Source organism: Methylobacterium endophyticum, from assembly GCF_050591105.1.
In the GTDB taxonomy this organism is placed as follows: domain Bacteria; phylum Pseudomonadota; class Alphaproteobacteria; order Rhizobiales; family Beijerinckiaceae; genus Methylobacterium.
Genome location: NZ_JBNHES010000007.1, coordinates 142,974 through 156,914 on the forward strand (window position 1 = coordinate 142,974; position 13,941 = coordinate 156,914).

13 protein-coding genes are annotated in these 13,941 nt (G+C 71.5%); 8 read left to right on the forward strand and 5 right to left on the reverse strand.

The genetic code is table 11. From position 1 onward, the window contains the following. Positions 1 to 23: 23 nt before the first annotated feature. Entirely contained in the window at positions 24 to 908 is an 885-nt protein-coding gene (locus ACP56T_RS10455; RefSeq protein ID WP_430912090.1) for a LysR family transcriptional regulator, read from the reverse strand. Positions 909 to 1,024: 116 nt separating this feature from the next. Here ACP56T_RS10455 and ACP56T_RS10460 point away from each other — a divergent pair, with 116 nt between their 5' ends. From ACP56T_RS10460 to ACP56T_RS10490, 7 genes are all read left to right on the forward strand, one after another. Beyond that, positions 1,025 to 1,687: an SDR family oxidoreductase gene (locus ACP56T_RS10460; protein WP_430912091.1), complete on the forward strand. Its 663-nt coding sequence runs from the start codon at positions 1,025 to 1,027 to the stop codon at positions 1,685 to 1,687. Between the two features lie 11 nt (positions 1,688 to 1,698). Beyond that, entirely contained in the window at positions 1,699 to 2,253 is a 555-nt protein-coding gene (locus tag ACP56T_RS10465; protein WP_430912092.1) for an ester cyclase, read from the forward strand. A 2-nt stretch (positions 2,254 to 2,255) separates the two neighbouring features. After that, positions 2,256 to 3,356: an L-dopachrome tautomerase-related protein gene (locus ACP56T_RS10470; protein WP_430912093.1), complete on the forward strand. Its 1,101-nt coding sequence runs from the start codon at positions 2,256 to 2,258 to the stop codon at positions 3,354 to 3,356. Beyond that, positions 3,353 to 4,387: an SDR family oxidoreductase gene (locus ACP56T_RS10475; protein WP_430912094.1), complete on the forward strand. Its 1,035-nt coding sequence runs from the start codon at positions 3,353 to 3,355 to the stop codon at positions 4,385 to 4,387. The genes ACP56T_RS10470 and ACP56T_RS10475 overlap by 4 nt, the downstream gene beginning before the upstream one ends. 190 nt (positions 4,388 to 4,577) lie before the next feature. Continuing rightward, positions 4,578 to 5,141, forward strand: a complete 564-nt coding sequence (locus tag ACP56T_RS10480) for a 2'-5' RNA ligase family protein (protein WP_430912095.1) — start codon at positions 4,578 to 4,580, stop codon at positions 5,139 to 5,141. A gap of 83 nt (positions 5,142 to 5,224) precedes the next feature. Then, complete coding sequence (locus ACP56T_RS10485; protein WP_430912096.1) at positions 5,225 to 6,820, forward strand: S10 family peptidase; 1,596 nt, start codon at positions 5,225 to 5,227, stop codon at positions 6,818 to 6,820. Positions 6,821 to 6,879: 59 nt separating this feature from the next. Beyond that, on the forward strand, positions 6,880 to 7,185 hold the full coding sequence (locus ACP56T_RS10490; protein WP_430912121.1) for a hypothetical protein: 306 nt from the start codon (positions 6,880 to 6,882) through the stop codon (positions 7,183 to 7,185). Positions 7,186 to 7,191: 6 nt separating this feature from the next. Here ACP56T_RS10490 and ACP56T_RS10495 read toward each other — a convergent pair whose 3' ends face one another. Together ACP56T_RS10495 and ACP56T_RS10500 are read right to left on the reverse strand one after the other, a co-directional pair. Next, positions 7,192 to 8,985, reverse strand: a complete 1,794-nt coding sequence (locus ACP56T_RS10495; protein WP_430912097.1) for a hypothetical protein — start codon at positions 8,983 to 8,985, stop codon at positions 7,192 to 7,194. Continuing rightward, complete coding sequence (locus ACP56T_RS10500; protein ID WP_430912098.1) at positions 8,973 to 10,163, reverse strand: glycosyltransferase family 87 protein; 1,191 nt, start codon at positions 10,161 to 10,163, stop codon at positions 8,973 to 8,975. Before ACP56T_RS10500 ends, ACP56T_RS10495 begins: the two co-directional genes overlap by 13 nt. A 151-nt stretch (positions 10,164 to 10,314) precedes the next feature. On the opposite strand from ACP56T_RS10500, the gene ACP56T_RS10505 reads away from it, so the two are divergent. Further along, entirely contained in the window at positions 10,315 to 11,817 is a 1,503-nt protein-coding gene (locus ACP56T_RS10505; protein ID WP_430912099.1) for an NAD(P)/FAD-dependent oxidoreductase, read from the forward strand. Positions 11,818 to 11,974: 157 nt separating this feature from the next. On the opposite strand, the gene ACP56T_RS10510 is transcribed toward ACP56T_RS10505, so the two are convergent. Together ACP56T_RS10510 and ACP56T_RS10515 are read right to left on the reverse strand one after the other, a co-directional pair. Continuing rightward, positions 11,975 to 12,685, reverse strand: coding sequence for an RlmE family RNA methyltransferase (locus tag ACP56T_RS10510; protein WP_430912100.1), 711 nt, complete (start codon positions 12,683 to 12,685; stop codon positions 11,975 to 11,977). Further along, on the reverse strand, positions 12,682 to 13,902 hold the full coding sequence (locus ACP56T_RS10515; RefSeq protein WP_430912101.1) for a Ppx/GppA phosphatase family protein: 1,221 nt from the start codon (positions 13,900 to 13,902) through the stop codon (positions 12,682 to 12,684). Before ACP56T_RS10515 ends, ACP56T_RS10510 begins: the two co-directional genes overlap by 4 nt. Positions 13,903 to 13,941: the final 39 nt, after the last annotated feature.

Sequence of the window (13,941 nt, forward strand, 5' to 3'; positions counted from 1 at the left end):
CGTCACGTCCAAGCCGTAGCTCTCTAGCGCCGCATGGCGCTGCCCATGGCGTCGAGGAAGACGCGCAGCTTGCGCGGCTGGTGGTGGCGGCTGGCGAACAGGGCGACGATGGGGATGTCGCCGCCGCTCCAGTCGGGCAGGACCCGTTCCAGGCGGCCGCTCGCCAAGTCGTCGCCCAGGTCGACGATCGACTTCATCATGACGCCATGGCCGGCCACGCACCAATCGTGGAGCGCGTCGCCATTGTCGACGCGCAACCGCGGCCGGGCGGCGAGGGTCGCGGTCGTGCCGTCCGCATCGACGAGCGTCCATGGCGCGATGCCGTCCCCGTAGCGCAGGAAGGCATGGCTCGCGAGAGCGTCGGGCGTCCGCGGGCGGCCGCAGCGATCGAGATAGGCGGGCGAGGCCGCCAGCACGCGGCGATTGTCGGCGAGCTTCAGCATCGTCGCATTCGTATCGCCGAGCCCGCCGATGCGGATCGCGACGTCGAAGGTGCCGCCCGACACGTCGACCAGCCGGTCGTCGAGCGACAGCACCGCGTCGAGCCGGGGATGCCGCGCCACGAGATTCGCGAGAACCGGCGCGACGTGACGGCGCCCGAACGATACCGGCGCCGTCACCCGCAGCGTGCCGATCGGCTCGTCCCGGCCGGTGGCGAGCCGCTCCTCGGCCTCGTCCAGTGCCTCCAGCGCCCGGTCGAGATGCGCCAGGAGCGCCAGGCCCTCCTCGGTCGGTGAGAGGGTGCGGGTCGTGCGGTTGACGAGCCGCAGGCCGACCCGCCCCTCCAGCGTCGAGAGGCGCTTGCTGACCACGGCGAGGCTGACGCCGAGCGCTCGCCCCGCCGCGGACAGCGAACCGGCCGCGACGATCGCGCGCAAGGTCCTGAGTTCGTTGAGATCGTCGAGCATCGTCAAACACCGGTTGAGAGACTGTCGTCCGACTGCGCGCTTCTTCGCGGAAGCGCAACACCTACCTCGACGGTCATGGGTTCGGGTCGCCGAGCGGACCAATCGAGGAGATCGGGATGAGCGTGGACTTGCGGAACAAGCGCGTGCTGGTGGTGGGCGCGTCGGGCGGGATCGGCGGCGCCGCCGCCGACGCCTTCGCGGCGGCCGGCGCGGAGGTCGCCCGCCCCGGCCGCGACGCGCTGGACCTGCTGGACGAGGCGGGCATCGCGGCATTCTTCGAAGCGCGGCCGCCGTTCGACCATGTGGTGGTCGCCGCGGCCGCCACGAAGAGCGGATCGGTGGCCACCCTGGCGCAGGACGACGCGGAAGCCGCGATGAACTCAAAGTTCTTCGGCGCCTATCGTGTGGCGAAGGCGGCGAGGATCGCCGAGGGCGGCTCGCTCACCGTCGTATCGGGTTTTCTCTCGACCCGGCCGAGCGCGTCCTCTGTGTTGCAGGGGGCGATCAACGCGGCCCTCGAAGCGCTGGCGCGGGGCCTCGCGCTGGAGAAGGCGCCGGTGCGGGTGAACGCCGTCTCGCCGGGCCTCGTCGACACGCCCCTGTGGCAGGGCATGGGGGAGGCCGACCGGCAGGCGATGTTCGAGGGCGCGGCCAAGCGCTTGCCCGCGCGGCGCGTCGGCCGGCCCGAGGATATCGCGCAGGCGATCCTGTTCGTCGCCACCAACCCCTACGTCACCGGCACCACCGTCACGGTGGATGGCGGGGGCACCATCGCGTGAGGAAAGAGACGATGCGTTTCACGGTCTTGGCGTTCTCGCTGCTCGCGCTGTCCGCCCCGGTCCTTGCCGCCCAAGTGGACGATCGCGCCGCCGTCGCGCTCTCCGAGCCGCAGGAGCTGATCGCCGACAAGAGCCTGCCCGCCGCGACGGTCGCGGCGATGCTGAAGCCGGTCGATGCCTTCTACGGCTTCTGGAACAACGGCAGCCAGGCGCTGCTCGATCAGGCCGTCGCGCCGACCTTCACCGATCACACCCTGCCACCCGGCCGCCCGCAGGGGCCGAGCGGCCCCGCCGCCGCGAGCAAGGCGTTCCTGGCCGCCGTGCCCGACCTGAAGATCGCGGTGGTGCAGCGGCTGGTGGTGGGCGACCGGGTGGTGAGCCACCTGCGCTTCACCGGCCATTTCACCGGAACCTTCATGGGACATGACGGGAAGGGCCAGCCGGTCGACTTCATCGCTACCGACATCCTGCGCGTGGCGGGCGGGCGGATCACCGACAACTGGCATCTGGAGGACAATCTGACCTTCCTCCGCCAGGCCGGCATCCTGCCGAAGGCGGGGGAGTGACCATGCCCGACCCCAAGCATCGCCTGCGGGCGCTTCTGCTCGCCGGGATCGCGGCGATCGCGGTCGCCGCCTCGCCGGCGTCGGCGCAGGCCCGGCTGGAACCGGTCTTCTCGTCCGATCTCGTCATCAACGGCGTGACGACCAGCGCCGACGGGCGACTGTTCCTGCCCGTCCAGTCGCAGCAGCCCGGCGTGGGACCGCAGGTGGTCGAGGTGAAGGACGGCAAGCCCGTGCCCTATCCCGACGCGCATTGGAACGGTTGGCAGCCGGGCATGGACGGCGCCGACCGCTTCGTCGGCGTGAACGCGATCCGCGTCGGGCCGGACGGCGCCTTGTGGGTGGTCGACCGCGGCGGCCCCGGCATCGGCAAGCCGCTGGCGCCGCATGGCGTGAAGCTGGTGCGCATCGATCTCGCCACGAACACGGTCGCGCGCGTCTACGATCTCGGGGCCGTGACGCAACCGTGGAGCTTCGTCGACGACGTCCGCTTCAACGGCGGCCACGGCTATCTGACCGATGCCGGGGATCCCGGTCTGATCGTGCTCGACCTCGCCAGCGGCAAGGGCCGGCGCGTGCTCGACGGCCATCCCTCCACCATCGCGCAGACTCCGTTGCGCGCCGAGGGCAAGGACCTGCGCGATGCCAGGGGCGATCCGGTGAACATCCACGCCGACCAGCTCGAAGTGTCGCCGGACGGGCGCTGGTTCTACTACCAGCCCTCCAACGGGCGGATGGCGCGGATCGAGACACGCTATCTCGACGACGCCACGCTCGGCGATGCCGAGCGGGCGGCGCATGTCGAGCGTTTCGCCGATACGCCGTCCACCGGCGGCACCGCGATCGACGCCACCGGCGCCATCCATCTCAGCGATACCGACCGAAGCCGCATCCTGACGATCTCGCCCGAAGGCACGATCGCGACGCTCGTCGCCGATCCGCGCCTCGTCTGGGTCGACGCGATGTGGATCGACGATCAAGGAAACCTGCTCATGCCCGCCTCCCAGCTCAATCGCAGCGCCGGCCTCAACGGCGGCACGAACGCCGTGAAGCCGCCGATCACGCTCTACCGGCTCGCCATCGGCGCCAAGGCGGTGCGGCGGTGAGCCGGGTCGCGCTCGTCGCCGGCGCGGGCGGCATCATCGGCAAGGCGCTGCTCGAGGAGATCGCGCGCGCGCCGGATTGGCAGGGGCTCGCGCTGTCGCGGCAGGGGGGCGACGTGTCCGCCGACCTGACCGACGCCGCTGCGACACGCACGGCGATGAACGCCGCGCGCGAGACGACGCACCTCTTCTATGCTGCCTACAAGCCGGGCGGCGGCCTCGCCGAGGAGGATCGGATCAACAGCGCGATGCTGCGCAATCTGCTCGACGGGCTGAGGGCCGTGGGCGCGCCGCTGGAGCGGGTGGTGCTCTATCAGGGCGCGAAGGTCTACGGCGTCCATCTCGGGCCCGTGTCCTCGCCCTTCTACGAGGATGCCAACCCGCGCCCTGTCGGTCCCAATTTCTACTTCAGCCAGGAGGACGAGCTGCGCCGCCGTGCCGATGCCGGCGGGCCCGAGTGGTCGATCCTGCGACCCGACGTGGTGCTGGGCGACGCGGCCGGCAACGCGATGAACATCGCCACCGTCATCGGCGCCTATGCGGCGTTGACCAGGGCGGACGGCGCCGCCTTCCGCTTTCCCGGAGCGGCGCATGTCTACGACCATTGCCTCGCCCAGTTCACCGATGCGCATGCGCTGGCCCGCGCGAGCCTGTGGGCGGCCACGGCGGAGGCGGCGCGGGGGCAGGCGTTCAACTATGTCCACGCGCCGTTCCGCTGGCGGCGGGCATGGGAGAAGGTCGCGGCGCATTTCGGCCTGGAAACGGGGGAGCCGATCCCGTTCTCGCTGGCCGCGCACATGCCCGCGCTGGAGCCGGTCTGGCGGCGGATCGCGGGCGATCTCGTCCAGCCCGACTACGCGAAGGCGGTCGGCTGGGGGTTCGGCGATTTCGTCTTCGGCTCGGCCTTCGACGTCCTGTCCGATACGACCAAGATCCGCACCGCCGGCTTCGCCGAGACCCTCGACCCCGTCGATGCGCTCGTCGCCGCGATCGAACGGCAGATCGCCGCCCGCATTCTGCCCCCAGCGCGATAACGAACGAGAATTCGCCTCAACCTCCGTCGCCCATGCGATATGCTCGATCCTGGGCCGCCGTCCCAGCGATCCAAGATCGAGACGGGAGCATTGATTTTGCCGGTTTTGACGGTACCCTTCCTGGTAGGGGTGCCTGGCGGTTCTATTTTTCATAGACATATCAGTTGCTTAAGGCGGGAAAAGTAGCAGGGTGGGAGTAGGGCCGTCGCCGGAGGGCACGCATAACGTCTTCTTCGCGGTCCAGCCGCCTGAAGGCGTGCGCAGCCTGCTGTGCCGGTTCCGGGACAATCTCTGCCGGGTGCACGCGCTCAAGGGCCGGCCGGTTCCGCGCGAGTGCCTGCACATCTCGCTCCATGCGCTCGGCCTCCATCCCGGCCTGCCGACGGAGGAGGTCGAGAGGGCGGTCGAGGCGGCGGCGAGCCTGCGCGCGGCGCCCTTCGACGTCTCGCTGAACCGCGTGCTGAGCTGGAAGGGCGATCCGGGCCGACGTCCGCTGGTGTTGCTCGGAGACGAGGGCGTGGTCGGCATCGACCGTCTTCGCGGCACGCTGCACACGGCGCTTGCCGACGCCTTCCTGACCCTGCGCGGCCACAAGGATTCCGATCCGCATCTCACCCTGCTGAGGGGCGACCACGATCTCCCGGAGACGATCGTGCCGGAAATCCGATGGACCGTTCGCGAGTTCGTTCTGATCGACAGCCGCGTCGGCGAAGGGCGTTACGATATTCTCGGGCGCTGGCCCCTGACGGTGTGACGCGGCCACCTGCCGGCTAGGAACCGGCCGGTTCGGCCCCATCTCACCGGGAGCCGGTGCCCGCACCGTGCCTTGGAGAGCCGATGACGCGCCGTCCCATCCTCGCAAACAGCCTCGGTCTGCTGGCCGGCCTCGTCCTCGCGCTGGGCGGCCCGCTGCCGCTCGCGGCGCAGGAGGCGCCCCATTCTCCGTCCGCCGCGCAGCGCCCCCCCGAGGGCCGCAAGCTGCCGCCGGATGCGGTGACGGACCAGAGCGTCACGCTGCCGGACGGGAGCATCCTCGCCTTCAAGGCCACGGCCGGCAGCCTGCCCCTCGTCGACGAGAGCGGCAAGCTCCAGGCCGAGATTGCGTTCGTCGCCTATACGAAGGCACCGGCGCAGGGCGAGGCCGAGCGGCCGATCACCTTCGCGCTGAACGGCGGGCCAGGGGCGGCCTCGGCCTATCTGAACATCGGCGCCATCGGCCCCTGGCGGCTGCCCACGGACGGGCCGAGCATCAGCCCCTCGCAGAGCGTGGCGCTGGTGCCGAACGACGGCACCTGGCTCGATTTCACCGACCTCGTCTTCATCGATCCGGTCGGCAGCGGCTACAGCCGCGCGGCGGATGGCGACGCCAAGAAATACTGGAGCGTCGATGCCGATGCGGGCGTGCTGGCGGCGGCCATCGCCCGCTACCTGCGCGTCAACGAGCGCATGGGCGCGCCGAAATTCTACATCGGCGAGAGCTATGGCGGCTTTCGCGGGCCGCTGATCGCGGAGAAGCTCCAGGAGGAGATCGGCGTCGGGTTGTCGGGGATGGTGCTGCTCTCCCCGGTGCTCGATTTCGCCTGGCTCCAGCCGCCGCGCCTCAATCCCTGGGGCCATGTCACGCGGCTGCCCTCCTTCGCCGCCGCCGGCCTGGAGCGGGCAGGCACGGTGCCGACGCGCGAGCTCCTCGCCGATACCGAGCGCTACGCCACGGGCGACTATCTCGCGGACCTGCTGAAAGGCCCAAGCGACATGGCGGCGGTGAGCCGGCTCACCGAGCGCGTCGCCGCACTCTCGGGGCTCGATCCGGCGCTGGTGCGCGAGCAGGCCGGGCGTCTGGCGACGCACAGCGTCCAGCGCGCCCTCGACCGTGCCAACGGGCGCATCGCCAGCGCCTACGACACGGGGGTCTCGGGCTGGGATCCCGACCCGACCGCCGTCATGCCGAGCTTCGAGGACCCGCTGCTCACGGCCCTCCAGGCGCCGCTGACGAGCGCCATGATCGAGCTCTACGCCAAGCGGCTGAACTGGCGGGTGCCGAACCTGCGCTACGAGCTGCTCAACAGCGCGGTGAACCGGGGCTGGAGCTGGGGGGCGGGGCGCAACGCGCCGGAGGTCGCGAGCAACCTGCGCGGCGTGCTGGCGCTCGACGGCAACCTGAGGGTGCTCGTCGCCCACGGCTTCACCGATCTGGTCACGCCCTATTTCGCCTCGAAGCTGATCCTCGACCAGATGCCGTCCCTCGGCGGGGGCGGGCGGCTCACGCTCAGCGTCTATCCGGGAGGCCACATGTTCTATGCGAGGCCCGAATCCCGCGCCGCCTTCAAGCGCGACGCGCGGGCGCTGTTTTCCGCTGCCCTGGCCGCGCGGGGCGCGCCGCCGGCCGCGTCTTCCGCGCCCGCGGCGGTGCAGACGCCGAAGGGCACGCCGTGAGCGGCCGCCAGATCGCGGCGCTCTCGCTGCTCGCGGCGGGTCTCGCGGGCTGCCAGAGCATGGAACGGACGGTGGCGCCGCCGCCGGCGCCGGCCGTCGTCGCGCCCGTCCCCTCCGTGCCCACGTTTTCCGGGCCTGTCCTCGCGCCGGACGGAAGCTGCACCGGCCCGGTGCCGACCGTGGCGAGCGCGATCGAACCGGGAATCGGCGAGTGCGAGCTGGTGCGGCTCAAGGGCAAGCCCGCCACCGACGTGCTGGTGGGCGAGGGCCGCTCGGGACGCGAGGTGCAGGTGCTCTATTCCGAGCCGGGCTCGAAGGAGCTGTATTTCTTCGTCAACAACCGGCTCGACCGCATCGTGAAGTAGCCGCCGCTACCGCACGACCCGCCACGCCTTCAGCACGCTGCCGGGGATGTCGACTGGCGCCAGCCACGGCACCGAGACCTCGCCGCGCCCGAGCCGCGTGGCGAAGGAAGGGCCGTCGCTTAAGGAATCCTCGGGCTCCTTCGGGCACAGCACCACGTAATCGGCATGGCGCGCCTCGACGTGCCGGCGCAGGTCGCCCTCGCTGCCGCCGAGCCCCTCGATGGCGGCGACGAGACCCGGAATCGCCCGGTGATACGGGGCCGCGATCACCGAGTGCGGCGTGTAGAGCAGCATCGCCGGGCCGATCCAGATCGGCGCGAGCACGGTTCCGGGGGGGAGCGCGGCGAGCGGCGCCATGGCGTCGTGGGAGCGGCAGGCGGGCCTTGCCGGCATCGTGTCGTCGGATGCCTCGGCCAGCGCCGGCAGCAGCATCGGCGTGATCCAGATCGGGCTGACGAGGGCCGCCGCGAGCGCGCAGAACGCCGTCTTGCGGCCTCCGGCGACGGTCCGGTCGCGGGCGATGTCGATCGCCCGGTCCATCACCGGGCCGGCGACGAGCGGGATGAATCCCGAGGCGATGTAGAGGCCCCGGAACTGGAAGAAGCCGATGACGAGGCCGGGCCAAAGGAACAGCGCGGCCACCGCGAAATGGCGCCGCGTCTCCGCCTTGCCGCGCAGGGCCGCCCAGGTCGCGCAGAGCGCCGCCAGCATGAGCGGCGGATAGAAGGCCAGCGCCTCCCATTTCCCATGCGCGATGAATTTCGGCACCGAGGTCATCTCGTTGACGGTGAACAGCCAGTGCTCGCGCACCAGCGCCGGCATGCCGGGGAAGGGCCCGCCGAGACAGGCCGGAAACAGCGCGGCGAACCCCGCCGCGACGGCGATCCCGAACCCGGAGGCGGCAGCGAGCCGGGCGGCCGGCGTTCGCAGGCGGCCGTCGAGGGCCGCGCATCCGAGGGCGGCGGCCAGCCCCCCCGCGGCGAGCCAGAGCCAGGGCGGCGAGAGCGCGTCGCAATAGGACGTGCCCCAGAGCGAGGGCGCGGTCTGGCCGGCGAAGAGCAGCGGGGTCGCCGTCCCGAGCCCGATCCCGAACCCGAGGAAGGCCGGCAGGGCGGTGCGGCCGCGCCCCACCCAGTCCCCGGCGAGGAAGACGCCGGCCAGCGCCACGAAGGGGAGCCCTTCGAGGCCGATGGCCAGCGAGAGCGCGCAGAAGCCTCCCGCCGCCAAGCCCGCGCGGAGGCCCGGACGGATCAGGCAGAAGCCGACGCCGAGCATCGCCAGGATTTGCAGGTTGTGGTGGTCGACGCGGCCCGCCGTGAACTGCACCGTGACGCCGAAGAGTTCGAGCGCCGCGAACACCCCGAGGATGCCGGCGCGCGCGCCGAAGGCGCTCCGCAGGCCGCGATACAGGGCGATCCCATAGAGGCCCATCAGCAGCGCCGGCCAGAACGCTGCCGTCAGCCCCTCCGCGAGCGACCGGCCGACGAGGGGCGTCAGCACCAGGACGCTGGCGGCGAGCGGCGCGTCGACCAGGCGCGACCAGTGGCTCCGCACGCCCTCCGGCGGCAGGAAGCGGTGCTGGACCGTGTCGAACCAGCCCTGCCCGTTCACCAGCGCGCGCACGTCCACGAGCCGCATGGCGTCGTCGGTGTCGCGCACGGCGAGGTGATCGACAGTCGCGAGCATCTCGTTCGGCGGGTAGAGCGCCAGGGCCGCGAGGGCGACCAGCAGCCAGAGCAGGGCTTGGCTGTCGAGGAGCGAGCGCGGCGCCACTGTCGCGGGGGCGGTCACGCCGAGCACGGCAGGGCTCCGGCGGGCATCGCCGACCGCTCCGTGTCGAGCCGCCGGGACAGGGCGACGAGGGCGGCGGCCATCGCCAGCGGGATCACCGGGATCGAGGCGACCGCGAGCAGCTTGGCCAGCGGCGCGATCAGCCAGACCAGGATGGCGGCCGGCGACGCCTCGGGCATCGCGGTCCGGTCCAGGACGAGAAGGGTGAGCGCCGGAGCGGCGACGGCGAGGTCGTAGTGGTTGGCGTAAGGGAGCGCGAGCAGCGCCCCGCTCAGCACGACGACGAGCCGCGCGGGCGAGGGCGGCCCGCCCCGCAGCGCCGTGAGCGCCGTCAGGAAGGCGAGCCCGCCGAGCACGGCCTGGATCGCCCAGGCGGTCCCCGCGGAAAGATCCCAGAACCGGGCCGTCACGTAGAACGAGGTCGCGGTGGCGAGGCTCGATCCGGCGAACTCGGTGAGCAGCCGGCTCTGGAGGGGCAGGATCACCTCGACGAAACGCAGCCAGGGCGCCCATCCGAAGGCGGCGAGCGAGAGCGCGACCAGCACCGTCGCGAAGGCGGCGGCGTGCAGGAGGCAGCGCAGCCGCCCGGCGCAGAGCAGGAGCAGGCCGAGCACGAGGGCGAACTGGGGTTTCACGCTCATCAGCGCGAGACACAGACCCGCCAGCCGGGGGCGGCGCCCGCTCTCGGTCACGGCGAGGGTGGCGCCGAGCGCCAGCAACCCGCCGAAATGCCCGTACATCGCCATGGCGGCGGCGGCCGGCGAGAGGCAGGCGAGCGCGGCGAAGGAAGGTCGCCCGCCGATCAGCCGCGTCGCGGCGGCGAGCGCGGCGAGGTTCAGCCCCGTCCAGAGGAGGAGCGCGGGCAGGTAGGGCAGCAGGCCGAAGGGCAGGAGCAGAAGCAGCGCGTGCGGCGGATAGGAGAAGATCATCCGGTTTTGCGCGACATAGCCGAATCCCTCGCGGATCGCGGCGTTGTACGCGTCGATGTCGCCGAGCACGGGCGCCCGCCCCTCGATCACGAGATGCGGCGCGATCCAGAAGTTCACGAAGTCCCGCCCGAACGGCGCGCCGATCATGAAGGCGTCCGTCAGGTTCCAGGGCTGGAAGGCGAGCCAGCTCAGCATCGACACGGCGAGGCCGAGGACGACGATCAGGCCCTCCCGCCGTCTCAAGCCGAATCCGTGCATGCCGTCCTCCGTCGCGCGGCCGAGCATCGCGCGGGACTGCTTAAGGAGCGGTCAAGGCGTCGCCGTGGAGCGGTTCGTTAACCTCGTCGCGCGAAGCTTCGGCCACAGCGCTGCCGGCCGGCCGCCGGCGCGTCGTCCCCCGGAGTTGTTCATGAGCCATCACACCGAGACCCTGGTCATCGGCGCCGGGCCGGCCGGTCTCACCGCCGCCTATCAGCTCTCGAAGCAGGGCCGCGACGTGCTCGTGCTGGAGCGCGACCCCGCGCAGGTCGGCGGCATCAGCCGCACGGTCTCGCACAAGGGCTACCTGTTCGACATCGGCGGGCACCGCTTCTTCTCGAAGTCGAAGGCGGTGGTCGACCTCTGGGACGAGATCCTGCCCGACGATTTCATCGACCGGCCGCGCCTGTCGCGGATCTACTACAAGGGCCGCTACTACGCCTATCCGCTTAAGGCGTTCGAGGCGCTGAAGAATCTCGGCCTGTTGCAGAGCACCGCCTGCGTCGCTTCCTATCTCTACGCCCGCGCCCGCCCGGTGAAGGAGGCGAAGAGCTTCCATCAGTGGGTGCGCAACCAGTTCGGCGAGCGGCTCTTCTCGATCTTCTTCAAGACCTACACCGAGAAGGTCTGGGGGATGTCCTGCGACGACATCTCGGCCGATTGGGCGGCCCAGCGCATCAAGGGGCTCGATCTCGGCTCCGCCATCAAGGACGCGCTGGTGCGCTCGCTTGGGCTGCGCCGCAAGCAAAAGGCCGGCGAGCCGGTCATCAAGACGCTGATCGAGTCCTTCCGCTATCCCCGGCGCGGCCCCGGCATGATGTGGGAGGCGGCGGCCGAGAAGATCCACCGCAACGGCGGCCGCGTCGTCCTCGACCGGAGCGTCGAGGGGCTGAGCTACGATTCCGGCACCGGCATCTGGACGGTCTCGGCCGTCACCGGCGGCGGCGCGCGCGAGACCTACACGGCGCGCCATGTAATCTCGTCCGCGCCGGTGCGCGAGCTCGTCGACGCGATCCATCCGCGCCCGATCTCGACCTTCAACGCCCGCGCCCTGCGCTACCGCGACTTCCTCACGGTCGCCCTGATCGCCAAGGCGCGCGAGGACTTCCCTGACAACTGGATCTACATCCACGATCCGTCGGTGAAGGTCGGCCGCGTGCAGAACTTCCGCTCCTGGTCGCCGGAGATGGTGCCGGACGAGGGCTTCACCTGCCTCGGCCTCGAATATTTCTGCTTCGAGGGCGACGGGCTCTGGAACGCCTCGGACGACGAGCTCGTGGACCTCGCCAAGCGCGAAATCGGCAAGATCGGGCTGATCGCGGCCGAGGACGTGGTCGATGCCTGCGTGGTGCGCCAGCCCAAGGCGTATCCGGTCTATGACGACGCCTATCGCGACAACGTCGCCACCGTGCGCATGGAGCTGGAGCGGGACTTCCCGACCCTGCACCTCGTCGGCCGCAACGGCATGCACAAGTACAACAACCAGGACCACGCGATGATGACGGCGATGCTGACCGTCGAGAACATCGTCGCGGGCTACCGCCGCCACGACGTCTGGCGCGTCAACGAGGACGCCGAGTACACGGAATCCGGCGTCTCCGGTGCCGACGAGGCGCTGGCGAGCGAGCGGCTGGTGCCGCGCAAGGTGGCCTGAAGCACCGCCGCCGGGGCCGCCCCGGCGGCCCTCCGGCACCGGCCACGAGCCGTCGCCGCGATCCGATGAAGGCGCTCCGGGCATGGCCGCCGACCCCGCCGGCAGCCGCGCGGGATCGGATCGCCGGACCGAGGGATCCCCGACCCGCCGGCAGACCTTATTCGTCGCCCACGGCTGGGCCGGGAGCGCCCCGATAGCCCATGGCGAGCACGTAGAGCTCGCTCGAATCGGCGCGGCTTGCGGCGGGCTTGACGTGGCGCACGCTGGCGAAGTCGCGCTTGAGGTCGGTGAGCAGCCCCCCCTCCGTGCCGCCCTGGAAGACCTTGGCGAGATAGGCGCCTCCGGGGGCCAGCACCTCGCGGGCGAACTGGGCGGCGGTCTCGGCGAGCCCGACGATGCGCAGGTGGTCGGTCTTCTTGTGGCCGGTGGTGTTGGCGGCCATGTCGGAGAGGACGAGATCGGCGGGGCCGCCGAGAAGCTCGGTGAGCCGGGCGGGCGCTTCCGGGTCGAGGAAGTCGAGCACGATGAACTCGACGCCGGCCATGGGCTCGATCTCGAGCAGGTCGATGCCGACGATGCGGCCGCGCTCGCCCACGATCTTGGCCGCCACCTGCGACCAGCCGCCGGGGGCCGCCCCCAGGTCGACGATGCGCTGGCCGGGCTTGAGCAGCGGAAAGCGCTCGTTGATCTCGATGAGCTTGAAGGCGGCGCGCGAGCGGTATCCCTCGCGCTTGGCGCGGGCGACGTAGGGGTCGTTGAGCTGGCGCTCCAGCCAGCGCTTCTGGGACAGGGTGCGCCCGCGCCCCGTCTTCACCCGCTGCTTGAGCTCGCCCCGGACGCCGTCGCCCCCTCCGCGCCTGTCGCTCACCGGTAGCCGCCCCGGCGCCAGACGCCGTCCTCGCGCATCATGTTCATCAGCAGTCCCTCGCGCAGGCCGCGATCGGCGATGCGCAGGCGCTCGGACGGGAAGGCGCGCCGGATCGCCTCCAGGATGGCGCAGCCGGCGAGCACCAGATCGGCCCGGTCGCGCCCGATGCAGGGATTGTCGGCACGCTGCTGGAGGCGGGTGCCGAGCAGGTCGTCGATGGCCTCCGAGACCTCGGCGTCGCTCATCCAGAGCCCGTCGACCCGGCGCCGCTCGTAGCGCACGAGGCGCAGATGCATGGCGGCCAGCGTCGTCACCGTGCCCGAGGTGCCGAGCAGGTGGAAATTCGCGCCCGTGGCCGCCGAGGCGGCGCGGATGGCGAAGCCCGACAGCTTCTCCGACACCTCCTCCACCATGCCCTCGAAGGTATGGCGCGTGACCTCGACGCCGCCATGGCGCTCGGCGAGCGTCACCACGCCCACGGGCAGGGAATCCCAGGCGCGGATGCGCAGGGTCGGGTCGGCGGAGGGGTTGGTGGCGGCCCCGTCGAGCCAGGCGATCTCGGTGGAGCCGCCGCCGATATCGAAGATCACCACCGATTCCGCGCGCGGATCGGCCAGCGCCGCGCAGCCGGTGACGGCGAGATAGGCCTCCGTCTGCCGGTCGACGATCTCGAGGTCGAGCCCGACCTCGGCGCGGACGCGCTCGACGAAGGCCGCCCCGTTCACGGCGAGCCGGCAGGCCTCGGTGGCGATGATCTTGGAGCGCACCACGCCGCGCGCCTGCATCTTGGCCCGGCAGATGCGCAGCGCCTCCACCGTGCGCTCGACGGCCTCCTCGCTCAGCCGGTCGGAGGTGCCGAGCCCCTCGCCCAGGCGCACGATCCGCGAGAACGCGTCGATCACGCGGAAACCGTGGGAGGCCGGCTCCGCGACGAGCAGGCGGCAGTTGTTGGTGCCGAGATCGAGGGCGGCATAGGCGTCGCGGCGCCCGTGGCGCGGCGGGGTATAGGCGCGCGCCAGCGCGGCGTGGCCGCCCTGGGCCGCCGCATGCGAGGCATGCGCCGTCTCGCGGGACGGCGAGCCTTCACGGGGTGGGGCGGGCCCCGCCTGCGGTCGCCGATGCGGCGACTCGGGCGCGGTCGTGGCACTCTCGTCCATCATCGCCCGCGTCGGCGTCTCCGGGATCCGGCCCCGGCTGTCGGCCTGGCCATCGCTCATCCCGAGGACGCTACAGGCTCGGCCGGGGACTGCATAGTG

Excerpts from the sequence above, each read along its gene's own strand:
- ACP56T_RS10455 (WP_430912090.1), bottom strand. The coding sequence starts at position 908 with ATGCTCGACGATCTCAACGAACTCAGGACCTTGCGCGCGATCGTCGCG.
- ACP56T_RS10460 (WP_430912091.1), top strand. The coding sequence starts at position 1,025 with ATGAGCGTGGACTTGCGGAACAAGCGCGTGCTGGTGGTGGGCGCGTCG.
- ACP56T_RS10465 (WP_430912092.1), top strand. The coding sequence starts at position 1,699 with ATGCGTTTCACGGTCTTGGCGTTCTCGCTGCTCGCGCTGTCCGCCCCG.
- ACP56T_RS10470 (WP_430912093.1), top strand. The coding sequence starts at position 2,256 with ATGCCCGACCCCAAGCATCGCCTGCGGGCGCTTCTGCTCGCCGGGATC.
- ACP56T_RS10485 (WP_430912096.1), top strand. The coding sequence starts at position 5,225 with ATGACGCGCCGTCCCATCCTCGCAAACAGCCTCGGTCTGCTGGCCGGC.
- ACP56T_RS10490 (WP_430912121.1), top strand. The coding sequence starts at position 6,880 with ATGGAACGGACGGTGGCGCCGCCGCCGGCGCCGGCCGTCGTCGCGCCC.
- ACP56T_RS10500 (WP_430912098.1), bottom strand. The coding sequence starts at position 10,163 with ATGCACGGATTCGGCTTGAGACGGCGGGAGGGCCTGATCGTCGTCCTC.
- ACP56T_RS10505 (WP_430912099.1), top strand. The coding sequence starts at position 10,315 with ATGAGCCATCACACCGAGACCCTGGTCATCGGCGCCGGGCCGGCCGGT.
- ACP56T_RS10515 (WP_430912101.1), bottom strand. The coding sequence starts at position 13,902 with ATGAGCGATGGCCAGGCCGACAGCCGGGGCCGGATCCCGGAGACGCCG.